This is a genomic window from Paraburkholderia sp. BR13444, assembly GCF_040948755.1.
In the GTDB taxonomy this organism is placed as follows: Bacteria; Pseudomonadota; Gammaproteobacteria; order Burkholderiales; family Burkholderiaceae; genus Paraburkholderia; species Paraburkholderia youngii.
In genome coordinates, this window is the sequence record NZ_JBFPKM010000004.1 from 204,099 (window position 1) to 227,050 (window position 22,952).

The 22,952-nt window shown below is 64.0% G+C and carries 24 protein-coding genes and 4 pseudogenes; 17 read left to right on the plus strand and 11 right to left on the minus strand.

The window, feature by feature from the left end; all coding sequences use genetic code 11:
- Positions 1-63: 63 nt before the first annotated feature.
- The 3 genes from AB3X95_RS13535 to AB3X95_RS13545 form a co-directional block, all read right to left on the minus strand.
- Positions 64-1,173: a VTT domain-containing protein gene (locus tag AB3X95_RS13535; RefSeq protein ID WP_368621587.1), complete on the minus strand. Its 1,110-nt coding sequence runs from the start codon at positions 1,171-1,173 to the stop codon at positions 64-66.
- Between the two features lie 263 nt (positions 1,174-1,436).
- Entirely contained in the window at positions 1,437-2,075 is a 639-nt protein-coding gene (folE, locus tag AB3X95_RS13540) for a GTP cyclohydrolase I FolE (protein ID WP_176125881.1), read from the minus strand.
- A 137-nt stretch (positions 2,076-2,212) separates the two neighbouring features.
- A complete protein-coding gene (locus tag AB3X95_RS13545) occupies positions 2,213-3,142 on the minus strand; it encodes a LysR family transcriptional regulator (protein WP_013092343.1) in 930 nt (309 codons plus the stop codon).
- A gap of 433 nt (positions 3,143-3,575) precedes the next feature.
- Here AB3X95_RS13545 and AB3X95_RS13550 point away from each other — a divergent pair, with 433 nt between their 5' ends.
- From AB3X95_RS13550 to pcaC, 5 genes are all read left to right on the plus strand, one after another.
- Positions 3,576-4,283 (plus strand): 3-oxoacid CoA-transferase subunit A, encoded by a 708-nt coding sequence (locus AB3X95_RS13550; RefSeq protein WP_176106678.1) that lies wholly within the window; start codon positions 3,576-3,578, stop codon positions 4,281-4,283.
- A gap of 13 nt (positions 4,284-4,296) precedes the next feature.
- On the plus strand, positions 4,297-4,956 hold the full coding sequence (locus tag AB3X95_RS13555) for a 3-oxoacid CoA-transferase subunit B (protein ID WP_176106677.1): 660 nt from the start codon (positions 4,297-4,299) through the stop codon (positions 4,954-4,956).
- A gap of 292 nt (positions 4,957-5,248) precedes the next feature.
- Positions 5,249-6,628: a 3-carboxy-cis,cis-muconate cycloisomerase gene (locus AB3X95_RS13560; protein WP_368621588.1), complete on the plus strand. Its 1,380-nt coding sequence runs from the start codon at positions 5,249-5,251 to the stop codon at positions 6,626-6,628.
- Between the two features lie 5 nt (positions 6,629-6,633).
- On the plus strand, positions 6,634-7,425 hold the full coding sequence (pcaD, locus tag AB3X95_RS13565; RefSeq protein ID WP_013092339.1) for a 3-oxoadipate enol-lactonase: 792 nt from the start codon (positions 6,634-6,636) through the stop codon (positions 7,423-7,425).
- A complete protein-coding gene (pcaC, locus tag AB3X95_RS13570) occupies positions 7,422-7,823 on the plus strand; it encodes a 4-carboxymuconolactone decarboxylase (protein WP_176106674.1) in 402 nt (133 codons plus the stop codon). The genes pcaD and pcaC overlap by 4 nt, the downstream gene beginning before the upstream one ends.
- A gap of 130 nt (positions 7,824-7,953) precedes the next feature.
- Here the strand turns inward: pcaC and AB3X95_RS13575 are convergent, their stop codons facing one another.
- The 5 genes from AB3X95_RS13575 to AB3X95_RS13595 all read right to left on the minus strand — a co-directional run bounded on the left by AB3X95_RS13575 (position 7,954) and on the right by AB3X95_RS13595 (position 9,844).
- Positions 7,954-8,157: a hypothetical protein gene (locus AB3X95_RS13575; protein ID WP_176125883.1), complete on the minus strand. Its 204-nt coding sequence runs from the start codon at positions 8,155-8,157 to the stop codon at positions 7,954-7,956.
- Between the two features lie 117 nt (positions 8,158-8,274).
- Positions 8,275-8,667, minus strand: coding sequence for a hypothetical protein (locus AB3X95_RS13580; RefSeq protein WP_176125884.1), 393 nt, complete (start codon positions 8,665-8,667; stop codon positions 8,275-8,277).
- Positions 8,668-8,679: 12 nt separating this feature from the next.
- Positions 8,680-9,069, minus strand: a complete 390-nt coding sequence (locus tag AB3X95_RS13585; protein WP_176125885.1) for a hypothetical protein — start codon at positions 9,067-9,069, stop codon at positions 8,680-8,682.
- A 14-nt stretch (positions 9,070-9,083) separates the two neighbouring features.
- Entirely contained in the window at positions 9,084-9,476 is a 393-nt protein-coding gene (locus AB3X95_RS13590; protein WP_176125886.1) for a hypothetical protein, read from the minus strand.
- Positions 9,473-9,844 carry a tlde1 domain-containing protein gene (locus tag AB3X95_RS13595; protein WP_176125887.1) on the minus strand — a complete coding sequence of 124 codons (372 nt, stop codon included), beginning with the start codon at positions 9,842-9,844 and terminating at the stop codon, positions 9,473-9,475. The genes AB3X95_RS13590 and AB3X95_RS13595 overlap by 4 nt, the downstream gene beginning before the upstream one ends.
- A 369-nt stretch (positions 9,845-10,213) precedes the next feature.
- On the opposite strand from AB3X95_RS13595, the pseudogene AB3X95_RS13600 reads away from it, so the two are divergent.
- From AB3X95_RS13600 to AB3X95_RS13635, 8 genes and pseudogenes are all read left to right on the plus strand, one after another.
- Positions 10,214-10,339: pseudogene (locus tag AB3X95_RS13600) on the plus strand (UPF0280 family protein); the annotation flags it as partial.
- Positions 10,315-10,857: pseudogene (locus tag AB3X95_RS13605) on the plus strand (amino acid synthesis family protein). The pseudogenes AB3X95_RS13600 and AB3X95_RS13605, both read left to right, overlap by 25 nt.
- Before the next feature lie 62 nt (positions 10,858-10,919).
- Positions 10,920-11,282 (plus strand): annotated as a pseudogene (locus tag AB3X95_RS13610) (amino acid synthesis family protein); the annotation flags it as partial.
- A gap of 142 nt (positions 11,283-11,424) precedes the next feature.
- Positions 11,425-13,377, plus strand: a complete 1,953-nt coding sequence (locus AB3X95_RS13615; RefSeq protein WP_368621814.1) for an ABC transporter permease — start codon at positions 11,425-11,427, stop codon at positions 13,375-13,377.
- A complete protein-coding gene (locus AB3X95_RS13620; RefSeq protein WP_368621589.1) occupies positions 13,374-14,186 on the plus strand; it encodes an ABC transporter ATP-binding protein in 813 nt (270 codons plus the stop codon). The genes AB3X95_RS13615 and AB3X95_RS13620 overlap by 4 nt, the downstream gene beginning before the upstream one ends.
- Complete coding sequence (locus AB3X95_RS13625) at positions 14,183-14,896, plus strand: ABC transporter ATP-binding protein (protein ID WP_176125890.1); 714 nt, start codon at positions 14,183-14,185, stop codon at positions 14,894-14,896. The genes AB3X95_RS13620 and AB3X95_RS13625 overlap by 4 nt, the downstream gene beginning before the upstream one ends.
- Positions 14,897-14,954: 58 nt before the next feature.
- A pseudogene (locus AB3X95_RS13630) lies at positions 14,955-15,184 on the plus strand (cytochrome c); the annotation flags it as partial.
- Between the two features lie 96 nt (positions 15,185-15,280).
- Positions 15,281-16,489, plus strand: coding sequence for an ABC transporter substrate-binding protein (locus AB3X95_RS13635; RefSeq protein WP_368621590.1), 1,209 nt, complete (start codon positions 15,281-15,283; stop codon positions 16,487-16,489).
- Positions 16,490-16,585: 96 nt separating this feature from the next.
- Here the strand turns inward: AB3X95_RS13635 and AB3X95_RS13640 are convergent, their stop codons facing one another.
- Positions 16,586-16,837 carry a hypothetical protein gene (locus tag AB3X95_RS13640; protein WP_176125892.1) on the minus strand — a complete coding sequence of 84 codons (252 nt, stop codon included), beginning with the start codon at positions 16,835-16,837 and terminating at the stop codon, positions 16,586-16,588.
- Positions 16,838-17,031: 194 nt separating this feature from the next.
- On the opposite strand from AB3X95_RS13640, the gene AB3X95_RS13645 reads away from it, so the two are divergent.
- Positions 17,032-17,556, plus strand: a complete 525-nt coding sequence (locus AB3X95_RS13645) for a DUF6496 domain-containing protein (RefSeq protein WP_368621591.1) — start codon at positions 17,032-17,034, stop codon at positions 17,554-17,556.
- A gap of 102 nt (positions 17,557-17,658) precedes the next feature.
- On the opposite strand, the gene AB3X95_RS13650 is transcribed toward AB3X95_RS13645, so the two are convergent.
- Positions 17,659-18,987, minus strand: a complete 1,329-nt coding sequence (locus AB3X95_RS13650) for an aspartate aminotransferase family protein (RefSeq protein WP_184225177.1) — start codon at positions 18,985-18,987, stop codon at positions 17,659-17,661.
- Between the two features lie 187 nt (positions 18,988-19,174).
- On the opposite strand from AB3X95_RS13650, the gene AB3X95_RS13655 reads away from it, so the two are divergent.
- The gene (locus tag AB3X95_RS13655; RefSeq protein WP_176125894.1) at positions 19,175-20,590 is read left to right on the plus strand and encodes a PLP-dependent aminotransferase family protein; all 1,416 of its coding nucleotides are present in this window, start codon (positions 19,175-19,177) and stop codon (positions 20,588-20,590) included.
- A 21-nt stretch (positions 20,591-20,611) separates the two neighbouring features.
- Here AB3X95_RS13655 and AB3X95_RS13660 read toward each other — a convergent pair whose 3' ends face one another.
- The gene (locus AB3X95_RS13660; protein WP_368621592.1) at positions 20,612-21,235 is read right to left on the minus strand and encodes a LysE family translocator; all 624 of its coding nucleotides are present in this window, start codon (positions 21,233-21,235) and stop codon (positions 20,612-20,614) included.
- A 260-nt stretch (positions 21,236-21,495) separates the two neighbouring features.
- On the opposite strand from AB3X95_RS13660, the gene AB3X95_RS13665 reads away from it, so the two are divergent.
- Both AB3X95_RS13665 and AB3X95_RS13670 read left to right on the plus strand, forming a co-directional pair.
- Positions 21,496-22,398 carry a glutamate/aspartate ABC transporter substrate-binding protein gene (locus AB3X95_RS13665; protein ID WP_368621593.1) on the plus strand — a complete coding sequence of 301 codons (903 nt, stop codon included), beginning with the start codon at positions 21,496-21,498 and terminating at the stop codon, positions 22,396-22,398.
- Between the two features lie 139 nt (positions 22,399-22,537).
- Positions 22,538-22,927 (plus strand): hypothetical protein, encoded by a 390-nt coding sequence (locus AB3X95_RS13670; RefSeq protein WP_221313888.1) that lies wholly within the window; start codon positions 22,538-22,540, stop codon positions 22,925-22,927.
- Positions 22,928-22,952: the final 25 nt, after the last annotated feature.

Genomic DNA, 22,952 nt, shown 5'->3' on the forward strand with positions numbered 1-22,952 from the left:
CAGGTATCCTTTCACGTGAGCGTGAGCGCTCGCTCGGCCCAAATGGCCGCGACGCAGCGCGATTCAGGCGCGCTCCACGCTGCGCGGCGCGAAACCGCGCAACGTCACTGCAGCTGCAGTTTCGCCCCGCCACGCCGGGCGTGGCTGATCGGCCGCCATACCGTCCGCGTAAGCCAGCGAGCCCACCGGGAAGCCGCGCCGCCGCCATGCATCGAGCCCGCCGCGTAGTGCGCGAATCCGCGTGTAGCCGTTGCGGCGCATATGTTGCGAGACTTCGAGCGCGGTCGCGCTGTCCGGACAGATGCAATAGATGACCACGTCGTGCGTGCGCAGTGCACCGTCGATCAGTTCGGGCGAGTGAGGATCGAGCGCGAGCGCGTCGGGGATCTGGCCTCGCAGATCGAGCAGTGGTGCACCGGGCCGCGCATCGAGCACGCGGGACGGCGCCGTGCGGCTCAGGCGACTCGAGTGCCGCCAGCTCCATGGCAGTCTCGATGCGTCGCTCGCCGGTGACGCGTGCGTCGGCGCGGCCAGCATCGGCGTGGCCGGGGCCGACGCGGCTCGCCTGAACCGACGTCGTTCGTCATATCGCAGATACAGCCGGTAGAGCAGATAGGCCAGCGCCACCACAAGAAGGATGTCGGCGAGTGTGCCGCCGCGCCGTTCGACGAATGCGCGCAGCATATGCACCTCGCGCTCCACCGCCGCGCCGCCAAGCAGCCAGAAAGTCGCCCACGTGATCACGCTCGCCAGATCCCATAGTGCGTAGATGCGGATGTCGACGGCGGTCGTGCCCATCAGCGGTGGCGTGATCAGGCCGAGCCCAGGCACGAACTTGGAAATCGACACGAGCGGCATGCCATAGCGTTCGAATAGCGAGCGCGCCATTTCGAGCCTCGTATCGACGACGGGCGACAGGCGGCCGAGCCATGCGAGCAGCTTGCGGCCATACAGCCGGCCGGCCGCGAACCAGGTGCCGTCGCCCATCAAGGCGCCTAGCACCGCCGCGCCGAGAGTCGGCCAGAACGACAGGGTGCCCGCGGCGATCGCCGAGCCCGCGAACAGCAGCATCGGCACGGCCGGGATCGGTACGCCGAGGCGCGTCAGCAGGACGTTGACGAACACGATCGCGCTGCCCCAGGTTGAAATCGCCGACAACGGAAACTCGACCAATTGAGCCGCTCCTGTTGCTGCTGGTGGGCTGCCATGCGCACCTTGGATTTCAGCATAGGCGATGGCTTGTGGGCGGTGCGCGTGGGGAGGGGGTGGATTGGGCGGGGGGGTGATCGTCAAGGCGCAACTAACTGTCAACCCCACCTGCCCACCACGACGTTGCCGGTGAGCGTGAAGAGAGTGCGCGCGGGGCCGCACACAGGATTCGCAGGGGCGGGGGCTGCATCGTCAGCGAACCCCAAACAGCCCCTGCGTTCACCGCATCAGGCATTCGGCATGGCCACCACGCCCGGATTCCCGACGATCGCCAGAAACTCCCGCCGGGTCGACGGATCGGTGCGGAACGTGCCGAGCATGCGCGAGGTGACCATCGTGACGCCCGCTTTATGCACGCCACGCGTCGACATGCACTGATGCGCGGCTTCAAGAATCACGCCGACGCCGGCCGGTTGCAGCACGTCGTTCAGCGTATCGGCGATCTGCACCGTCATCTTTTCCTGGATCTGCAGCCGCTTCGCGAACGCATCGACTAGACGCGCGAGCTTCGAAATGCCGACCACGCGATGATTCGGCAGATACGCGACGTGCGCGCGTCCGATGATCGGCACCATATGGTGCTCGCAGTAGCTTTCGAAGCGGATGTCCTTCAGCACGATCATTTCGTCGTAGCCGTCCACTTCGGAGAAGGTACGCGCGAGGATTTCGCGCGGATCGACCTGATAGCCCGCGAAGAACTCCTCGTAAGCGCGCGTCACGCGCGCCGGCGTGTCGATCAGGCCTTCGCGCTGTGGATCGTCGCCGGCCCAGCGCAGCAGCACGCGCACGGCTGCCTCAGCTTCTTCGCGGCTCGGGCGTTCTACGGCCGCTGCGGGTTTGGTTTTCTTTGCCTTGCTGCTGGTCATGCGTCGTCCTCCTGGATCGCGTGTCGATGCTGCGCTGCGCGTGGGGTCAGTAACTGAGGTCATTGTTCCATGTTTTGCGCCCGAAGATGCCGATGTCCCTTTCGCTGCCGGGGCGGTCGCGGACTTGCCTCGAGCGGCTACTTCGGCCATTCGTCCATCGCATCGTTGAACAGTTCGGCGACCACGCCGCGCAGCCAGCTGAGGCGCGGATCGTTATGAAACTTGCGATGCCAGTGCTGCCGCAGGTCGAAGCGCGGCAACGGCAGCGGCGGCTCGACGAGCATGATCGACGCATGCTCCGACACGTACGCGAAGCCGATCGCGTGCGGGACGGTCGCGAGCAGATCGGTGCGCGCGAGGATGAACGGCAGGCTCATGAAGTGGGGCGTTTCGAGCACCGCGCGTCGCTTGATGCGCTTCTTTTCGAGGTACTGCTCGAGCACTTCCTGGCTGCGTCCCTCGGCGCGCACCACCGCATGCCCCGACGCCACGTATTGCTCAAGCGTGAGCGGCCCCTTCGACAGCGGATGTCCGCTGCGCATCAGGCAGATGAAGCGGTGGGTGAAGAGTCGCTGCTGAAAGAAGTTGTTGCCCGCCAGGTCCGGAAAATAGCCGACGGCGAGATCGACGTCGCCCGATTCGAGCCCGCGTTCGACCTGCGACGGCGACAACGTGACCGAGCGCAGATTCGCCGACGGCGCGCGCTCGGCGAACAGCTGCAAAAGACGCGGCAGGAACACGATCTCGCCGACGTCGGACAGCGCGATCGAGAACGTGTGCGTGCTCGTCGCCGGATCGAAGTCCTGCACGTCGAGCATGCCTTTCTCGATGCGCAGCAGCGCGTCGCGCGCGGCGGGCAGGATCGCGAGCGCGCGCGGTGTCGGCTCCATGCCTTTCGATGTGCGCACGAACAGCGGATCGTCGAAGTATTCGCGCAGACGGCCAAGCGCGGTGCTCACGCGCGGCTGGCTCACGCCGAGCTGCTCGGCGGCGCGGCTCACGTTGCGCGTGTCTTCCATTGCAACCAGATAGGGGATCAGATTCAGATCCAGATGTGTCTCGGACATGCTAGTTATGGCTCGCGGCGCGGGCAAGGCAAGGCGGTGCCTATGCCGTATCGCTATAGAGCCTAGTTGAAAAATCGCCCATAAGCATAGTGGGATTTTGCGCGGCCGGCTTTTTCGCGCGCAGGGCGAGCACTCGACGAGGGCTACCCGCACCTTCGCCGCCGCGTGCGGCGACCTATGATGAAGGGGGTTTCCCTGCCTTGACAATCCGCCCACAGGACAACCATAATCGCCGGAGCGTTCGCTAAACGAATCACTGTTCATGTAACGAACAAAATTCAGCGGCGAATCAATCGAAGGCGCCAGCCCGCTCTCTCCCTCGCGAGCCGTCGCCAGCATGCCCGGAGACTGTTTCCGCGCGAGCTTTGCCGCGAGCCAGGTTGGTGAGAGCTGTCAGCCCAGCGGCACGTAGCGCCCCCAAAGGAAATTCGACATGATCAACAAGATTTTCGAGACACTTCAATCGGCGGTCGCCGATGTCCACGATGGCGCGACCGTCATGATCGGCGGCTTCGGCACGGCCGGCATGCCGTCCGAACTGATCGACGCGCTGATCGAACAGGGCGCGCGCAACCTGACCATCGTCAACAACAACGCAGGTAATGGCGACATCGGCCTCGCGGCGCTGCTGAAGGCCAAGCGCGTGCGCAAGATCATCTGCTCGTTCCCGCGCCAGACCGACTCGTATGTGTTCGACGCGCTCTATCGCGCCGGCGAAATCGAACTGGAACTCGTGCCGCAAGGCAATCTCGCCGAGCGCATCCGCGCGGCGGGCGCGGGCATCGGCGGCTTCTTCACGCCGACCGCGTACGGCACCAAGCTCGCCGAGGGCAAGGAAACCCGACTGATCGACGGCCGTCACTACGTGCTCGAGTCGCCGCTGCATGCGGACTTCGCGCTGATCAAGGCGTACAAGGGCGACCGCTGGGGCAACCTGATCTATCGCAAGACCGCGCGTAACTTCGGGCCGATCATGGCGAGCGCCGCGAAGACCGCAATCGTGCAGGTGTCGGAAGTGGTGCCGCTCGGCGGCCTCGATCCGGAAGAAATCGTCACGCCCGGTATTTTCGTGCAACGCGTGATCGAAGTGCCGCAAGCGGCGCATCTCCCCACGCCCAATCCTCACGACGCTGCTGCCTGACCCGGAGACCGACATGAAGAAACTGACCCGCGATGAAATGGCCAAGCGCGTTGCCCAGGACATCCCTGAAGGCGCTTACGTGAACCTCGGCATCGGCGTGCCGACGCTGGTGGCGAACCACCTCGCCGCCGACAAGGAAATCTTCCTGCACAGCGAAAACGGTCTGCTCGGCATGGGCCCGGCACCGGCGAAGGGCGAGGAAGACGACGAACTGATCAACGCCGGCAAACAGCACGTCACGCTGCTGACGGGCGGCGCCTACTTCCATCACGCGGATTCGTTCGCGATGATGCGCGGCGGCCATCTGGACTTCTGCGTGCTCGGCGCGTTTCAGGTGTCGGCGAAGGGCGACCTCGCGAACTGGCACACCGGCGCACCGGACGCGATTCCGGCGGTCGGCGGTGCGATGGACCTCGCGATCGGCGCGAAGCAGGTCTACGTGATGATGGAGCACCTGACCAAGCAAGGCGAAAGCAAGATCACCGCCGAGTGCTCGTACCCAGTCACCGGTATCGCCTGCGTGACCCGTATCTATACGGACCTCGCGATGATCGACGTGACGAAGGAAGGCCTCGTCGTGCGCGAGATTTTCACGGACATCGGCTTCGACGAACTGCTGAAGCTGACCGGCGTGCCGATGACCGACGGCACCCAGGCCGCACGCGCGGCCTGATGCGTGGCTGAGGCGTCGCGGCGGCGGCCTGCCTTGCGGCCGCATCGATGGCGCTTCGTCTGAAGGCAGCATTGCGCAAACGGGCCAGCGCTGACGAGGCAAACTCTTCGTCAGCGCTGGCCTGGCAACTTCAGCGACAGCCTGCCCGCGTTTGGCGCACAATACGCAGCACATAGTGCGGCATACATATGGCACGAGCGCACTACAAGCGCCGGTCCACCGCGGTGTCTGCTTCGACCCGCCGCGCCGCGCCGTTTCTTCACTTCCGATTCCCTCAAACATCGTCGTCACCATGCTCGACTCCAGCGCCCGTCTGACTGGCCTTCTTTGCGGCACACAGCCGATGAACGACATCTGGGCGCCGCGTGCCACGCTGCAGCGAATGCTCGACGTCGAAGCCGCACTCGCGCGCGCCTCCGCCGCGCACAAAGTCATTCCCGAATCCGCCGTCCCCGCGATCGAAGCGGCCTGCCAGGCCGACCAACTCGACGCCGACGCGCTCGCACGCGACGCCGCGCTCGGCGGCAACCTCGCGATTCCGCTCGTCAAGCAACTGACCGCACGCGTCAAAGCCGCGGACGCCGAAGCGGGCAAATACGTGCATTGGGGCGCGACGAGCCAGGACATCATCGACACCGCGACGGTACTGCAACTGCGCGACACCTTCGACCTGCTCGACAGCGGCCTGCAAGCCACCTGCGACGCGATCGCGAAACTCGCGGCCACCCATCGCGCGACGCCGATGATCGGCCGCACATGGCTGCAACAGGCGCTGCCGATCACGCTGGGTCTGAAGTTCGCGCAATGGCTCGACGCGCTGCTGCGACATCGCGATAGGCTCGATGCGCTGCGAGAGCGCGTGCTGGTGCTGCAATTCGGCGGCGCGGCCGGCACGCTCGCGAGTCTGCGCGAGGCGGCGCCGCAGGTCACGCAGTCGCTCGCCAAGGAACTCGGGCTCGCGGTGCCGACCTTGCCGTGGCATACGCAGCGCGATCGCATCGCCGAGACGGCGTCGCTGTTCGGCATGCTGATCGGCACGCTCGGCAAGATCGCGCGAGATGTGTCGCTGCAGATGCAAACCGAAATCGACGAGCTCGCCGAACCGGCCGCGGCCGGCAAGGGCGGATCGTCGACGATGCCGCACAAGCGCAACCCGGTCGGTTGCGCGGCGGTGCTGACGGCCGCGACGCGCGCGCCCGGCCTGGTCGCAACCGTGTTCGCCGGCATGGTGCAGGAGCACGAACGCGCGCTCGGCGGCTGGCAAGCCGAATGGGACGCGCTGCCGGATCTCGCGCGTCTCGCGGGCGGCGCGCTCGCGAACATCGAACAGATCGCGTCCGGCTTGAACGTGAACGTGCCGCGACTCGCGAAGAATCTCGACGTCACGCACGGGCTGATCCTCGGCGAAGCGGTGATGCTCGCGCTCGGCGATGCCATCGGCCGGCTCGACGCGCATCATCTGGTCGAGCGCGCGTCGAAGGCGGCGATCCGCGACGGCAAGACGCTGTACGACGTGCTTGCCGCCGACGCGGCCGTCACCGAACATCTTTCGATCGAGCGCCTCGAGCAGCTGCTCGATCCCGTTCAATACGTCGGCCAGGCGCACGCATATGTCGACGCCGCGCTGACGCTTCACACCACGCGCGCGCAGCGCGCCCATTCCAAGGAGTAACCGGCATGCCCTACGCCGCAGTCAACGGCACCGAGCTTCACTATCGCATCGACGGCGACCGTCACGGCCACGCGCCGTGGCTCGTGCTGTCGAATTCGCTCGGCTGCGATATGTCCATGTGGACGCCGCAGGTCGCGGCGTTGTCGAAGCACTTCCGCGTGCTGCGCTACGATACGCGCGGTCACGGCCATTCTGAGGCGCCGAAGGGGCCGTACACGATCGAGCAACTGACCGGCGACGTGCTCGGTCTGATGGATACGCTGAAGATCGCGCGCGCGAATTTCTGCGGCATTTCGATGGGCGGCCTGACCGGCATCGGGCTCGCCGCGCGTCACGGCGACCGCTTCGAGCGCGTCGTGCTGTGCAATACGGCCGCGCGCATCGGCTCGCCGGAAGTCTGGGTGCCGCGCGCCGCGAAAGCGCGCTCGGAAGGCATGCTCGCACTCGCCGACGCGGTGCTGCCGCGCTGGTTCACGGCAGACTTCATCGAGCGTGAGCCGGTCGTGCTCGCGATGATCCGCGACGTGTTCGTGCATACCGACAAGGAAGGCTATGCATCGAACTGTGACGCGATCGACGCGGCCGATCTGCGTCCCGAAACGCCGGGCATCAAGCTGCCGACGCTCGTGATCAGCGGCACGCACGACCTCGCCGCCACGCCCGCGCAGGGCCGCGAACTCGCACAGTCGATTCCGGGCGCACGCTACGTCGAGCTCGACGCTTCGCATATTTCCAACATCGAGAAAGTCGACGAGTTCACGAAGACCGTGCTCGACTTCCTGACGGAGGCAAAATGAACGACGAAGACCGTTACGAAGCCGGAATGGGCGTACGTCGCGCGGTGCTGGGCAACGCGCACGTCGACCGTTCGCTCGCGAACCGCACCGAGCTGACCGAGGAGTTCCAGAACCTGATCACGCGCTATGCGTGGGGCGAGATCTGGACGCGTGAAGGTCTGCCGCGTCATACGCGCAGCCTGCTGACGATCGCGATGATGGTTGCGTTGAATCGCAGCGAAGAACTCGCGCTGCACCTGCGCGCCGCGAAGAACAACGGCGTGACGCGCGAACAGATCAAGGAAGTGCTGTTGCAGACCGCGATTTATGTCGGCGTGCCGGCGGCCAACTCAGCGTTCCACCTGGCCGACAAGCTGTTCCGCGAGGACGATGCGGCGGCCGCGGTGGCGAAGTCGTAAAGACGAGCGCTCGTAGTTTTCAGAGCCAATCAGCAAACGCGCGACGGATATTTCCGTCGCGCGTTTTTTATGCGGCGGTCGTCGCTATGACGCTTGCCGGCATCTGCACGTTCAGACCGGACGCGACAGGTCAGGACTGTCTCGAGTTCAATGCAGGCCAGCGGGCCAAGGCAATGAACCACAGTAGAACGACGTTCACCACCGGAATGAAGGCAAGCAGCGACCAGACTCCCGCATATCCCGCCTTCTTCAGGATCAGCCATAGTGGGATAATCTCCGCGATGACGACAACAAGAACAAACACCAGCCAGTGCCAAATGGAAAGAGCGCCCACGCCTACCTCCATCTTTAAAATTGACGGGCAGAGCTAAGTACAACGACGCAAGGCCGACTCCTTGCTCAATGTAAAAAAGACCCGTGCGAAGCGGGTCCGCGTCTGAACCGGCGCGAGTCACTCGATCTGCCTGTACCGAGTGTCCCCGCTGACACGCTGCAACTGTTTCGAAACGATAAGAAACTGTTCGTCGCGAATCGTGCACTCCAGTTCGCCTATCTCATACACAGCAACCAGCTTGATCTTATTTCCATTTCGCTCCTCAAAGGTGATCTGATAGACCCCGCGCCACTTTTGTTCGCCATCTTCGTATTTACCGATCTTCTCGGACGCCAGTCGCACGGCTTTTGTTTTCGTAGCATCGAAATCCAAGGAGAGGATGTCTGTTTTTCTCACCGCCATCTGGGCCACATAGGCCGGAAATCGGTCGCCGCATGGGGGGGATGGGCCGGTTTCCGCTAGGCATAGCGCGGGAACGGATACCAGCAGGACTGCAAAAACGTGTTTCATGGAATCAAAGCCTCACTCTATCTGCTTGAATACTCTGTCGGCGTCGCGTGATGGCAAATGACCTGAAACAATAAAGACGTCGATCCCACCTATCGAGCATTCAAATTCGCCTGCTCCTTCGTTCACAGCAATCAGCTTGACCTTGTTTCCGCTTTTTTCGCGGAAGGTGATGTGATAGACCTCACGCCACATCTGTTCGCCATCCTCATATTTTCCAATTTTTTCGGACGCGAGTTGCACGGCTTCGGTTTTCGTATAGTCGATACTGCCAAGCATGCCAGCGCTTTTTAGTCTCCCTTCTGCGATGTTGGTCGGCCACCTGTCGCATGGCGGGTTCGGTCTGCCTTGCGCCAGGCATAATGCGGGAAGGGATAGCAGCAGGACTGCAATAGCGTGTTTCATGGATTCAAAGGCCCTCACTCAATCTGCTTGAACATTCTGTCAGCCTCGACTCTTGACGGCAAATGCCTCGAAACCACAAAGACTTCTACAGCGCTCATTGAGCATTCAAATTCGCCAGCGTCGTTCACAGCAATCACCTTGACCTTGTCTCCGTTTTCTTCGTGGAAGGTGATGTGATAGACCTCGCGCCGTAACTGTTCGCCATCCTCCGATTTTCCAATTTTCTCGGACGCCAATTGCACCGCTTTTGTTTTCGTGTAGTCGATATTGCCGAGCAGGCCGGCTTTTTTTAGTCTCCCCTCGGCTATGTTGGTCGGCCACCTGTCGCATTGGGGTTCTGGTTGAGATTGCGCCGCGCATAACAACGCGGGAAGGGATAGCAGCAGGGCTACAACAGTGCGCTTCATGGATGTTCCACCCTAAGCATTCTGTCGCCACTGTTCCAGATTTTCTTCCGGTATTGCAGATGCAGAACAATACAGCCATTGGATGCGTTGCCGGGGTCAGTCTTGCTGTCGCCGTGGATCATGAAGCCGTCGCGCCCGCCCAAGCTCGTTCCCGCAACAGGGTTGAGCCGCATCGAAAACGGTCCAGTTTTATGGTGCGGAAACGGTGCCGTAATTTCATACAGACCGACGGGGATCGGTCCAAGGTCGCGGACATACTGGCTATCGTGTTTGTTCTTGTGTATGCCCTTGCCTGCATATCCGTCATCGGTAATGAAGTCATCATCGTGATACAGCTCGCCGCTCGCGTGTTTGTAAATCCACACCATTGTAGTTTCCTCATTGGTTGTACGAACCAACGATTACACCAGACCAACTGGTTGAATACAATTTTTAAGATATGCGTCAGTTTGATCTGCATCCCTGTATCGAGCCGGCAGAGGCGAGCGCAAACGGTCGCGAAAGATCACGGCAAATACGAGTTTGGGGGATACGTTCGGAGATGGGCGAAAGCCGCAGCAAACGAAAGACGCAAAACAAGAACGCTTGTTGTCGTTGTGAATGAATGTGCGCCGTTCGGGATTGATATCGAAGGAATCTGCACGGCGTTCGCGAATTCGGCGCCCCGATATTTTTCTATGCACGTCGATGCGGTGCGCTCGTTGGAGAGCGTGCTGGCGAGTGGGCCGACGCACACGGAAGGCGCCGCGCTGTTCCGGCAAGGACGGGCGCGGGTCGCAAGCATCGACGATTCGTGCGCGTTGTCCGCCACGCGCGCTTCACTGACAACGGAGGCTCCGTGTTCGAAATACGCCGCGTGCTGACGCACGTCGAAGACATCTTCCACGAGTTCGGCCCCCGCACCCGCGCAACCGCGCTACGAGCCGAACATCGAACCCGCCATGGAAACGCTGAAGCCGATCGGCTTCGATATGGCGCAGCGGCTGCTCGCGGCGATGGCGGTGCCGCATGCGTCGATCGAGAGCTATGGCAAGGGCGCGATCGTCGGCGCGCGCGGCGAGCTCGAGCACGGTGCGCTATGGCACGTGCCCGGTGGCTACGCGATGCGCGAACTGCTCGAAAAGCACGGCGTGCCGACCAACGCGATCGTGCCGTCGACGAAGAAAGTCGGCGCGCCGTCCACCGCGCTCGACGTGCCGCTCGCGCATGTTAACGCGAGCTACGTGCGCAGCCACTTCGATGCGATCGAGGTACGCGTGCCCGGCGCCCCGGCCGCCGACGAGATCGTCTACATCATCGTAATGAGCACGGGGCAGCGCGTGCATGCGCGGGTGGGCGCCCTCGCGAACGGGCGATTGTCGGCAAGTATGGCTTGCGCTGAAACTGAAGCGGTGCACACCAATTCACAGCAAACCGCAATGCAACGAACCTCGGAGAGCAGAAATGGCAATCAGGCTTCGCAAGCTGGTCGTGCAGCCAGACCGTCGAGCCGCCGCGCGCCGTGCGGTCGCGATCGCCGTGATCGATAATGCGTATGCGGGCCGCTACGAGGCGAAGCTCGGCACGCTGCTCGGCAAGCGCTGCGTCGAAGTAATCGGCATCGCGCCCGGCGAGGCGCAAAGCTACGGCAAGTTGGCGATCGTCGGCGAGGCGGGCGAGCTCGAACATGCGGCCGCGATCCTGCATCCGGAGCTCGGCGCGCCGCTGCGCGCGGCGGCCGAGAAAGGCGCGGCTCGGGTGCCGTCGGCGAAGAAGATCGGCACGCTCAGCACCGCGATCGACGTGCCGCTCGCCCACAAGGACGCCCTTCGCTTGTTGCGCGGGTTATTTCGCTGGTAGTGTGCTGCCTTTGACGCGGGCGCGCATGGTGCCGCCCGCGCTGCAACGTCCGTCGATCGGGCCGCAGCACATGTTGTGCGCGCCGTTCGGCGAGCTGCCGAGGGTCACGATGCTTTCGAATCTGCTGGTACAACTGGTCAATGGACTCGCCGACGCGTCGACGCTGTTTCTGGTCGCCGCCGGTTTGTCGTTGATCTTCGGCGTGACGCGCATCGTCAACTTTGCGCATGGCTCGTTCTATATGTTCGGCATCTACGTCGCGTACAGCATCGCGAGCCGCTTTGGCCAGACCGCAGGCGGCTTCTGGCTGTCGGTGCTGGGTGCCGCGCTCGCGGTCGCGGTGCTGGGCGCGCTCGTCGAAATCGTGGTGCTGCGGCGGATCTATCAGGCGCCCGAGCTGTTCCATCTGCTCGCCACCTTTGCGCTCGTGCTGATCTTTCGCGACGCCGCGCTCTGGCTTTGGGGCCCCGACGACCTGTTCGGTCCGCGCGCGCCGCATCTCGCGGGCGCGGTCGACTTTCTCGGCCATCCGCTGCCCACTTACGACATCGCACTGATCGTGATCGGTCCCGTCGTCTTGCTGCTGCTGTGGTACGCGTTGACGCGCACGCGTTGGGGCACGCTGGTGCGCGCCGCGACGCAAGATCGCGAGATGCTCGGCGCGCTCGGCATCAATCAGGCATGGCTGTTTACCGGCGTGTTCTTCATCGGCGCGTTTCTGGCGGGACTGGGCGGCGCGCTGCAAGGGCCGCGCATGTCGGCGAACCTGTCGCTCGACCTGGAGACGATCGGCAATGCGTTCGTGGTCGTCGTGGTCGGCGGCATGGGTTCGATTCCGGGCGCGTTCATCGCGGCGTTGCTGATCGCCGAGATCAAGGCGCTGTGCATTGGCATCGGCCATGTGACGATCTTCGGCATCGGTTTGTCGCTGAGCCGCTTTACGCTGGTGGCCGAATTCGTCGTGATGGCGGTCGTGCTGGTGGTGCGGCCTTGGGGGCTGCTTGGCCGCGCAAGTGCCGCGGTGCGCGCGATGGGTGCGCCGGCAGCGCCATTGCGTCCAGCGGGCAAGCGTCTGAAGTGGCTCGCCGCCGTCGTGTTGCTAGTGCTCGCTCTGGCGCCGCTCGCGGCCAACGCGTTTCCGTATGTGCCGGTGCTGCTCGTGGAAATCCTGATCGCGGTGCTGTTCGCGACGAGTCTGCATTTCATCATGGGCCCGGGCGGTCTGCATTCATTCGGCCATGCCGCGTACTTCGGACTCGGTGCATACGGCGCGGCGCTGTTTCTCAAAGTGCTGAATCTGCCGATGGAAGCCGCGTTGCTGCTCGGGCCGCTGCTCGCGGTGGTCGGCGCGCTCGTGTTCGGCTGGTTCTGCGTGCGCCTGTCCGGCGTCTATCTGGCGATGCTGACGCTCGCGTTCGCGCAGATCGTCTGGTCGGTCGTGTTCCAGTGGGACGATGTGACGGGCGGCAGCAACGGCATTCTCGGACTATGGCCGTCGAACTGGCTGTCCTCGCCGGTCGCGTTCTACTACCTGACGCTAGCGTGCGCGGTGCTCGGCGTGGGGCTGTTGCGCCGCATGCTGTTCTCGCCGCTCGGCTACGCGATGCGCGCGTCGCGCGATTCCGCGCTGCGCGCCGAGGCGATCGGCATCGACGTGAAGCGCGTGCAGTGGGCGTCGTTCGTGATCGCGGCGTTGTTCTGCGGACTCGCCGGATCGCTGTACGCGTTTTCGAAGGGCAATATCTCGCCCGAAGTGATCAGCGTGAGCCGCTCGGTCGATGGCCTAGTGATGGTGCTGCTCGGCGGCTTGCAGACCTTGAGCGGGCCGATCGTCGGCGCGGCCGTGTTCACGTGGCTGCAGGACACGGTCGCGCGACAGACCGACTACTGGCAGGCGCTGCTCGGCTTCGCGATCCTGCTGCTGGTGATCGCGTTTCCGCAGGGAATCGTCGGCTTCATTCGCGAGCGTTTCGGCGACACGAACGACGATCAGGCGGATAAGTCCAACGGCGGCGCCGCGTCGCCATCGCAACGGACCGCCGCGGTCAAGGAGGGCCTATGAGCCTGCTGCGCGTGAGCGGTCTGTCGCGATCGTTCGGAGGACTGAAGGCGGTCGATGACGTTTCATTCGAGCTCGAAGCCGGTCAACTGCTGGCGCTGCTCGGCCCCAACGGCGCGGGCAAATCGACCTGTTTCAACATGGTCAACGGTCAGTTGCAGCCATCGTCGGGATCGATCCTGCTCGACGGTCATGAACTCGTCGGCATGCGGCCGCGCGATATCTGGCGGCGCGGCGTCGGTCGCACATTCCAGATCGCCGCGACGTTCAACTCGATGACGGTGCTTGAAAACGTGCAGATGGCGCTGGTGTCGCGCGAAAAAAAGACCTTCGGTGTCTGGAAACCAGCGGGCTCGCGCTATGCCGACGAAGCGTTCGCGCTGCTCGAACAGGTCGGTATGAGGGAGCACGCGAAACGCGCGTGCGGGGTGCTCGCGTATGGCGACGTGAAGCGCGTCGAACTCGCGATCGCGCTCGCGAACCGGCCGAAGCTGCTGTTGATGGACGAACCGACCGCGGGCATGGCGCCGAAGGAGCGCAACGAATTGATGGCGTTGACCAGGCGTTTGGTGACCGAACGCAGGATCGGCGTGCTGTTCACCGAGCACAGCATGGACGTCGTATTCGCACACGCGGACCGGATGATCGTGCTCGCGCGCGGCAAGCTGATCGCCGAAGGCGACGGCGATACGATCCGCAACGACCCGCGCGTGCAGGAAGTCTATTTCGGCACGGGCAAGATGTTCCGGCCGCACGCGGCGCTGCAGGACGCGGACGGCAATGCGCAGAATGGCCGGGGAGCGCAGCGATGAGCGAACCGATGTTGAAAGTCTCCGGCCTCAATGCGTTCTACGGCCGCGCGCATATCCTGTTCGACGTCGACCTCGAAGTCGGCCGTGGCGAAGTGGTCGCGCTGATGGGCCGCAACGGCGCCGGCAAATCGACGACGATGAAAGCGGTGATGGGACTGCTGCCGCACCGCCACGGCGAAGTCACGTTTCGCGGCCAGAACATCAGTGCGCTTGCGCCGTACAAGATCGCGCGCATGGGCGTCGGCTTCGTGCCCGAGGACCGCCGCGTGTTCGCGGATCTGTCGGTGATGGAGAACCTCGACACCGGCCGCCAGCCGCCGCGCGAAGGCGCGCCGCAATGGACGCCAGAAAAGCTGTTCCGCCTGTTTCCGAATCTCGGCGAAATGCCGAAGCGCCCCGGCGGCCAGATGAGCGGCGGCGAGCAGCAGATGCTGACCGTGTCACGCACGCTGATGGGCAATCCGTATCTGGTGTTGCTCGACGAACCGTCCGAAGGCGTCGCGCCGGTGATCGTCGAGCAGATGGCGAACATGATTCTCGAACTGAAGCGCGAAGGGCTATCCATTCTGCTGTCGGAACAGAATCTGCACTTCGCCGAGTTGGTCAGCGACCGCGGGTATGTGCTCGAAAAAGGGCAAATCCGTTTCAGCGGCACCATCGGCGAGCTCGCACGGAACGAAGCAGTGAAGCGCGCTTATCTGAGCGTGTGAATTCATCCGGTAATGTCGGCGGAAGGATAGGCCGATGGCGCCGGCGATTGGCGGCCGCGCGGCGCCGGACAACCTGATTCGCGTGACTCTCGACGGCATCGGCTCGCCTGCGCGGCCCGAACTCGGTACGATGCCGGCTTACCACGATAGTTTGAACGACGCCCAGGTCGCCGAGCTCGTGTCGTACCTGCGCGCGCAGTTCGCGCGCAGTTCGCGAGCGGCGAGCCGGCATGGCGGGACGTCGCCGCGAACGTGGCCAGAATCCGCGCGGAACCGCGCGAGCAATGAGCCGCCGCGGCAGCTGCGCAGGTCCGTGCGCTTGCCCGTCCGCCCGTTCGCACGTCTGACAAAACCCACCATTCCTTTTTGATTACGGAGTAACGCATGACCACGCGCGCAGGATGGATCTCTCGCCTCATGGTGTCGACCGTGTGCTCGGTTGCCGCGCTCGGCGCGAGCGCCCAGCAGACCATCAAGATCGGCGAGATCAATAGCTACAAGGCGCAGCCCGCCTTTCTCGGGCCTTACAGGCAAGGCTGGAATCTCGCGCTCGAGCAGGTGAACGCGGCGGGCGGCGTGCTCGGCAAGCAGCTCGAAGTGATTTCGCGCGACGACGGCGGCAACCCCGGCGACACGATCCGCGTCGCGCAGGAACTGATCGCGCGTGAGCAGGTACAGCTGCTGTTCGGCGGCTTCCTGTCGAACACGGGCCTCGCGCTCGCCGACTTCGCGAAGCAGAAGAAGATCTTCTTCCTCGCCGCCGAACCGCTGACCGACAAGATCGTCTGGGCCGATGGCAACAAATACACGTACCGTCTGCGTCCTTCGACCTATATGCAGGTCGCGATGCTGGTGCCCGAGGCCGCGAAGCTGAAAAAGAAGCGCTGGGCAATCGTGTATCCGAACTACGAGTACGGGCAATCGGCGGTGGCGACCTTCAAGAAGCTGCTGACGGCCGCTCAGCCGGACGTGCAGTTCGTCGTCGAACAGGCGACGCCGCTCGGCAACGTCGACGCGGGCGCCGTGACCCAGGCGATCGCCGACGCGAAGCCGGACGCGATCTTCAACGTGCTGTTTGCCGCCGACCTCGGCAAGTTCGTGCGCGAGGGTAATACGCGCGGGCTCTTCAAGGATCGCGCGGTGGTGTCGCTCTTGACCGGCGAACCCGACTACCTCGATCCGCTCGGCGCCGAAGCGCCGACCGGCTGGATCGTGACTGGCTACCCGTGGTATTCGATCGATACCGCCGCGAACAAGCAGTTCGTCGACGCGTATCGGGCCAAATATCACGACTATCCGCGGTTGGGCTCGGTGGTGGGCTATTCGGCGCTGATGTCGATCGCGGACGGCATCAAGAAGGCGGGTTCGACCGATGCGGACAAACTCGCCGCCGCGTTCAAGGGGCTCAACGTGCAGACGCCGTTCGGTCCGATCACGTACCGCGCGCAGGACAATCAGTCGACGATGGGCGCGTATGTCGGCGTGACCGGCGTGAAGGACGGCAAGGGTGTGATGACGTCGTACCGCTATGTGGATGGCGCGAGCGTGCAGCCATCGGACGCCGAGGTGAAAAAACTGCGGCCGGCGGATTGAGGACGCGGCGCGCGGCGGTCCGTCGTGACTGCCGCGCGATAACCGCGTGAGTGTTGGTAAAGGCGCTTCAGCAGCGGCTTCTGCCGCCGGTGAAACCTACTCTTCCGCGTCGTGCTCCATGACGAAGCGCTTCAGATAAGCGAGCACGGCCGCTTCCATCGCGCGATGATCGGCGGTGTTTTTCGAGCCCGCGTTTTCTTCATCGCCGAACAGGGTGGACGGTGCGTTGTGCACGTCCACTTCCTGCCCCTCGCGAAACACGCGAATTTCGTGGACGTCTTCGACGTACTCGGCGATCCAGTGCACGCCCTCGATATGTGCGCCAGCGCGAACCGTAACTATCTTCATGGCTGTCTCCGTGCAAGCGGTCGATTTGAGTCGGCGCCTCGGCGCTGACTCCCGTCCCATGTCCACAACCATACGCCGTCCCGCCGACGCACGCGAGTCCCGCCCGTATCTGTCGTCGGACCAGAGCGCGGATGGGCGTTGCGGCACGCTCGTTGCTGAACCATAAGAGCGTCACCCACAACCGGAGAACCGTCATGCCAGAGCAGAAAACCTTGAAGCGTGCCGCGGCCGATAAACGCGCGGGCAAATCAGCGAGTACCCAAGCGGGAGAGTTCGTCAAGGAACAGGTGGACAAGGTCCGCGCCGGCAAGCACGGCGTGCGCTCACCGAAGCAGGCGATCGCGATCGGGCTGTCCGAGGCGCGGCGCGCCGGTGTCGACCTAAAGCCGCCGAAGAAGGGCGCGACGAGCGAGGCGACCCGCAAGAAAGCGCAGAAGGACAGTGCGGCGGGCAAGCACGCCGGCGCTGCAAAGAAGAGCGCGAGCAAGGAGTCGAGCGCTAAACGCTCGCGTGTGTCGGAGAGCGTGCTCAAGCGCGAGAGCAAGGCCGGGGCGTCGTCGGCGGCGATGTCGAAGCAGGCGAAGTCGGCGGCGGCCAAGCGGCCTGCCGCGAGCCGCTCGGCCGCAGCCAAGAAGGCCGCGGCGACCAAAGGCGCGGCTGGACGCTCCGCTGCCGCGAAAAAGGCCGCGCAAACGCGGGCGTCGCGCGCGCATCACTGAGCTTTGCGGCTCGCAAAGCGGCGGCAATGGAAAAGAGCGGCGGCACCCATGCGCGTGCCGCCGCTCTTTCGTTGTCGCCCGGTGGCGGGCTTGCCTGCCTACTTACTGCACCGTCGCCAGCACCTCGCCAACCGTGCGGAAGAGCCGCGCGATCTGCTCTTCGTCGATGATAAGCGGCGGCGAGAACGCGAGGATGTCGCCGGTGAAGCGGATCAGCACGCCCGCCTCGAAGCATTTGACGAACGCCTCATAAGCGCGCGCGCCCGGCGCACCGTCGCGCGATTCGAGCTCGATGCCCGCGACGAGGCCGAGATTGCGCACGTCCTTCACATGCTTCGCGCCGCGCAGCCCATGGGCGGCGGCTTCGAACGTCGGCGCGAGGCTGGCCGCGCGCTCGAACAGCTGGTCGCGGCGGTACAGATCGAGCGTCGCGATCGCGGCCGCGGCCGCCGCCGGATGCGCCGAGTACGTGTAGCCGTGGAACAGCTCGATCGCGCCCGGCGCGCCGCTGCCGACGACCGTGTCATGGATCGTGCGGCTCGCCGCGACCGCACCCATCGGAATCGACGCGTTGTTGATCGCCTTCGCCAAGGTCATCAGGTCCGGCGTGACGCCGAAGTGTTCGCTCGCGGTCGCGTTGCCGAGACGGCCAAAGCCGGTGATCACCTCGTCGAAGATCAGCAGGATGCCGTGCTTCGTGCAGATCTCGCGCAGCTTCTGCAGATAGCCTTGCGGCGGAATCAGCACGCCGGTCGAGCCGGCCACCGGTTCGACGATCACCGCGGCGATCGTCGAAGCGTCGTGCAGCGCGACGATGCGCTCCAATTCCTCGGCCAGATGCGCGCCCCATGCGGGCTGGCCCTTCGCGAACGCGTTGTGTTCGAGGTTGTGCGTGTGCGGCAGATGATCGACCGCCGGCAGCAGCGCGCCCGAGAACGTCTTGCGATTCGGTGCGATGCCGCCGACCGAAATGCCGCCGAAGCCGACGCCGTGATAGCCGCGCTCGCGGCCGATCAGACGCGTGCGCTGAGCTTCGCCGCGCGCGCGATGGTACGCGAGCGCGATCTTCAGCGCTGTGTCGACCGATTCGGAGCCCGAGTTCGTGAAGAAAATGCGGTCGAGTCCTTCCGGCATCAGCTCGGCAACCTTGGCCGCCGCTTCGAACGCGAGCGGGTGGCCCATCTGGAAGGTCGGCGCGAAGTCGAGCGTCGACAACTGCTGCGTGATCGCGGCGACGATTTCATCGCGGCTGTGGCCCGCGTTCACGCACCACAGTCCCGCGCAGCCGTCCAGAATCTCGCGCCCGTCGGTGCTTCGGTAGTACATGCCCTTCGCCGATTCCAGCAGGCGCGGCGCGGCCTTGAACTGGCGGTTGGCGGTGAAGGGCATCCAGAAGGACGACAAATCGTCGATGACGGGGCGCGAAGTCATGGCATCTCCTCGAAGTGGGTGTCGGTTGGGGGCTTTGAGCGTAGCCAAACTGTAGTCCTCGCGGTTTAATGGCGGCATAAACAGTTGACGAAGTGTGGTGCCAACTGTGCTGGTGGATTCGCGCGAACTGTCCCGGTAGGCGGGGCAGTCCACGCTTGGTCTTTTTTCCTGGTTTTTCGCCCAAAACATGATCGAACTGGACCTTCAACGCGACCGGCGTGCGGCGCCGACGCTCGTCGAACAGGTCGTGCAAGGCTTCGCGCGCGCGATCGATGCGCAATCGCTGCGCGCCGGCGCGCTGCTGCCGTCGGTGCGGCAGCTTGCGCAAAGCCACGCGCTGAGCACCTTCACGGTGACCGAGGCGTACAACCGGCTCGTGTCGATGGGGCTCGTGGTCGCGCGGCGCGGCTCCGGCTATCGGGTGGCGGCGCGCTCGCCGTCCGCGCGCGCGGCTGTCGCCGATTGGACGCCGCCGAGCCTGACCGCGACATGGCTGCTGTCCGACGTGTTCGCCGATCACTCGGTGCCGATCAAGGCGGGCTGCGGCTGGCTGCCGAGCGAATGGACCAACGAGAGCGGCCTGCAGCACTCGCTGCGTGCGCTGAGCCGGGTGCCGGCCGCGCGTCTCGGCGACTACGGCCATCCGTACGGCTTCGCGCCGCTGCGCGAACGCATCGCCGAACAACTCGATCGGCGCGGGCTGCCGGTCGACGTCGCGAACGTGCTGCTCACGCAGGGCGCGACGCAGGGACTCGATCTGATCGTGCGCACGCTGCTGCGCGCAGGCGATGCGGTCATCGTCGAGGACCCCGGCTACTGCAACCTGCTGCAGATCCTGAAGCTCGCCGGGCTGGTCGTGCATGGCGTGCCGCGCACGCCGGCCGGCGTCGATACTGAGGTTCTCGAAACGCTGGTCGCGCGGCACAAGCCGAAGGCGATCTTCGTCAACACCACGCTGCAGAATCCGACCGGCGCGACCTTCGGCATGTCGGCCGCGTTCCGCTTGCTGCAGATCGCCGAGCGCGAACGCATCTGGGTGATCGAGGACGACGTGAGCCGCGAACTCGCGCCGGCCGGCGCGCCGCTGCTGGCGGCGATGGAGGGCTTGCAGCGCGTGTTGCACGTCGGCGGCTTTTCGAAGACGGTGACGCCGTCGCTGCGCTGCGGCTACGTGGTGGCCGAGCAGGCGGTGCTGCGCGAGCTCGCGCGCACGAAGATGGCGGTGGGGCTGACGTCGTCGGAAACGATCGAGCGGATCGTCGACAAGGTGCTGGTGGAAGGGCGTTACGCGCGCCATGTCGAGATGGTCAACGAGCGGCTGAAGCTCGCGCACGTGGCACTCGAAGAACGGCTCGACGCGCTCGGGCTCGAGGTGTTTCATCGGCCGCGCGCGGGGCTCTTCATGCTGGCGCGTCTGCCGATCAAAGCGGAGCACGCCGCCGAGGTCGCGACCGCCGCGCTCGCGCACGGCATCTGGCTCGCGCCGGGCTCCTACTTCCGTCCCGACGACGCGCCGAGCGCGTGGTTCCGCTTCAACGCGCCGTATTCGACCGACGACGCGTTGTGGCGCTTCATCGAGAGGGTCGGGCAGGGGGCGTGGTAGACGCGGCGGCGCGTCGAACGCTCAGCCGCCGTGCCCGAACAGCTTCAGTGCGATCGGATACAACGATCCCACGAGCAACAGCGCCATCGCGACGTTGAAGATGCGCAGCCGTTTCGGGTTCGACAGCACCTCGCGCATCGCCGTGCCGAAACCAGCCCACACGCAGATGCACGGAAAGCCGATCACATAGAACACCGCGGCCATTGCAACGGCGTTCATGCCGAAGCTGTTGCTCAGATGAATCGTCGTCGCGGCGGTCAGCACCATCATCCACGCCTTCGGATTGACCCACTGAAACGCGATTGCTTCATGAAAGCGCATCGGGCGCCGTTCGCCGTTCCTGAGCTTCAGCTCGCCCGACGTGCCGATTTTCCACGCGAGATACAGCAGATAAGCGACGCTGACGACTTCGAGCACCGTGTACAGCAGGGGAAAGTGCGCGAACGCTTCGCCGAGGCCCACGCCGACCGACAACATCAACAGCACCACGCCGACGCTGATGCCGGACAGATGCGGCAGCGTGCGGCGAAAGCCGAAATTGACGCCCGATGCGAGCAGCATCGTGTTGTTCGGACCGGGCGTAATCGAGGTAACGAGCGCGAACAGAATGCCGGCGGGCAGCGCGCTGAGCGTGACGAAAGACATGGGGGATGGCTCCGGTGTCGCCAACAGAAACGGTGAAGCTCATTCTAGCGATAGGTCCCGGTACAGTACCTGTACGGTTTTGAAAATGGTGTCCGGTACGGATCTATGATGAATTGATGAGCGGACAACGCCGTTGCACGGCGTGGCGACACTCGGTAGTTAACATATGTTGCAAGTATTTTTTTAATGGCAACATATGTAGACGGCTGGCACAGCAGCCCGCCATCCATCAGGAACCTGCAGAACGCTCGGAGATACCTATGAAAGTGATGAATTGGTCCGCTGTTGCCGTGCTCGTGGCGACAACCTTGGTGAGTACTGCCGCGTTCGCGCAGGACACGACGTCCACGCTCGCGAAGATCCAGCAAAGCGGCGTGATCGCGATTGGCCATCGCGAGACCTCGGTGCCGTTTTCCTACGTCGATGCGAACAACGAAGTGATCGGCTTTTCGCAGGACTTGTGCAACAAGATCATCGATGCGGTGAAGACGAAAACGAAGCGTCCGGACCTCAAGGTTCGCTTCATCCCGGTGACCTCGCAGAATCGCATCCCGCTCGTACAGAACGGCACAGTCGATCTCGAATGCGGCGTGACGACCAATCTCGCCGCGCGCCAGAGCCAGGTGAGTTTCGGCGACACGTTCTTCGTCGCGACGACACGTCTTCTGACGCGCAAGGACTCCGGCATCAAGGACTTCCCGGATCTCGCGGGCAAGACGGTGGTGACCAATCAAGGCACGACGTCCGAGCGCATCCTGCGCAAGATGAATGAAGACAAGAAGATGAACATGCAGATCATCAGCGCGAAGGACTACGGCGAAGGGCGCCTTACGCTCGAAAGCGGCCGTGCCGTCGCGTACATGATGGATGACGTGCTGCTTGCCGGCACGCGCACGCTGACCGCCAAGCCGTCGGACTGGATCATCACCGGCACGCCGCAATCGTCGGAAGCGTATGGCTTCATGTTGCGCCGCGACGATCCCGAGTTCAGAAAGCTCGTCGACGACACGCTCGAACAGGTGATGAAAGGACCCGAAATCCACACGATGTACGACCGTTGGTTCGTCAAGCCGGTGCCGCCGAAGAACATCAGCTTCGACTTTCCGATGAGCGATTCGCTGAAGCAGCTTTACGCGCAACCGAACGACAAGGCGCTCGAATAACGGGTTTTGCCGCGATTGCCTGTAGGCATGGGTTTTTGTGTGGCAGCGTTTGGCTCTTTCCTCTATACCTGGCTATAGGCGGCGTGTTTCGGTTCAGCGTCGCCTGTAGCGGGAACGGAGGCGAAAAGTGAAGAAGCCGATGGAAACTTCACGGCGCGGACGGATTTTCCTCAGTGGGATCCTTCCTGCCGTGCTGGCGCTGGCAAGCGGCGTATTCGTGGTGTCCGCCAACGCCGACGCGCCCATGCGCGCGATCACGATCGTATCGGGCACCTATGGCGGGAATTGCGGCGCGCCGCCGGGCAACCTGACTCGCGAGCTCGAGCGTCATTGCAACGGACGGGAAACTTGCGATTACCCGCTGCCCGGTCTGCACAAAGGCGGCACGACGCTGGCATGCCCGCGCGACTTCCACGCCGAATGGCATTGCGACCACGCGGACTTCCACACCGCGGCGCTGGGTCCGGGCGCGAAATCGGGCGACACGCTCGTGCTGGGTTGCGTCGAGTCGCGTGGCGCGGGCAAATAGCTGCATGCGCGAATAAAAAGGCCGA

What these genes read in the sequence shown, in the direction of transcription:
- AB3X95_RS13590 (WP_176125886.1), bottom strand. Translation starts at nt 9,476, where the DNA reads ATGAAGCGCACTGTTGTAGCCCTGCTGCTATCCCTTCCCGCGTTGTTA.
- AB3X95_RS13670 (WP_221313888.1), top strand. Translation starts at nt 22,538, where the DNA reads ATGGAAACTTCACGGCGCGGACGGATTTTCCTCAGTGGGATCCTTCCT.
- AB3X95_RS13545 (WP_013092343.1), bottom strand. Translation starts at nt 3,142, where the DNA reads ATGTCCGAGACACATCTGGATCTGAATCTGATCCCCTATCTGGTTGCA.
- pcaC (WP_176106674.1), top strand. Translation starts at nt 7,422, where the DNA reads ATGAACGACGAAGACCGTTACGAAGCCGGAATGGGCGTACGTCGCGCG.
- AB3X95_RS13665 (WP_368621593.1), top strand. Translation starts at nt 21,496, where the DNA reads ATGAAAGTGATGAATTGGTCCGCTGTTGCCGTGCTCGTGGCGACAACC.
- AB3X95_RS13585 (WP_176125885.1), bottom strand. Translation starts at nt 9,069, where the DNA reads ATGAAACACGCTATTGCAGTCCTGCTGCTATCCCTTCCCGCATTATGC.
- AB3X95_RS13615 (WP_368621814.1), top strand. Translation starts at nt 11,425, where the DNA reads ATGCTTTCGAATCTGCTGGTACAACTGGTCAATGGACTCGCCGACGCG.
- AB3X95_RS13640 (WP_176125892.1), bottom strand. Translation starts at nt 16,837, where the DNA reads ATGAAGATAGTTACGGTTCGCGCTGGCGCACATATCGAGGGCGTGCAC.
- AB3X95_RS13595 (WP_176125887.1), bottom strand. Translation starts at nt 9,844, where the DNA reads ATGGTGTGGATTTACAAACACGCGAGCGGCGAGCTGTATCACGATGAT.
- AB3X95_RS13555 (WP_176106677.1), top strand. Translation starts at nt 4,297, where the DNA reads ATGAAGAAACTGACCCGCGATGAAATGGCCAAGCGCGTTGCCCAGGAC.
- AB3X95_RS13635 (WP_368621590.1), top strand. Translation starts at nt 15,281, where the DNA reads ATGACCACGCGCGCAGGATGGATCTCTCGCCTCATGGTGTCGACCGTG.
- AB3X95_RS13620 (WP_368621589.1), top strand. Translation starts at nt 13,374, where the DNA reads ATGAGCCTGCTGCGCGTGAGCGGTCTGTCGCGATCGTTCGGAGGACTG.
- AB3X95_RS13650 (WP_184225177.1), bottom strand. Translation starts at nt 18,987, where the DNA reads ATGACTTCGCGCCCCGTCATCGACGATTTGTCGTCCTTCTGGATGCCC.
- pcaD (WP_013092339.1), top strand. Translation starts at nt 6,634, where the DNA reads ATGCCCTACGCCGCAGTCAACGGCACCGAGCTTCACTATCGCATCGAC.
- AB3X95_RS13655 (WP_176125894.1), top strand. Translation starts at nt 19,175, where the DNA reads ATGATCGAACTGGACCTTCAACGCGACCGGCGTGCGGCGCCGACGCTC.
- AB3X95_RS13580 (WP_176125884.1), bottom strand. Translation starts at nt 8,667, where the DNA reads ATGAAACACGTTTTTGCAGTCCTGCTGGTATCCGTTCCCGCGCTATGC.
- AB3X95_RS13645 (WP_368621591.1), top strand. Translation starts at nt 17,032, where the DNA reads ATGCCAGAGCAGAAAACCTTGAAGCGTGCCGCGGCCGATAAACGCGCG.
- AB3X95_RS13550 (WP_176106678.1), top strand. Translation starts at nt 3,576, where the DNA reads ATGATCAACAAGATTTTCGAGACACTTCAATCGGCGGTCGCCGATGTC.
- folE (WP_176125881.1), bottom strand. Translation starts at nt 2,075, where the DNA reads ATGACCAGCAGCAAGGCAAAGAAAACCAAACCCGCAGCGGCCGTAGAA.
- AB3X95_RS13625 (WP_176125890.1), top strand. Translation starts at nt 14,183, where the DNA reads ATGAGCGAACCGATGTTGAAAGTCTCCGGCCTCAATGCGTTCTACGGC.
- AB3X95_RS13660 (WP_368621592.1), bottom strand. Translation starts at nt 21,235, where the DNA reads ATGTCTTTCGTCACGCTCAGCGCGCTGCCCGCCGGCATTCTGTTCGCG.
- AB3X95_RS13560 (WP_368621588.1), top strand. Translation starts at nt 5,249, where the DNA reads ATGCTCGACTCCAGCGCCCGTCTGACTGGCCTTCTTTGCGGCACACAG.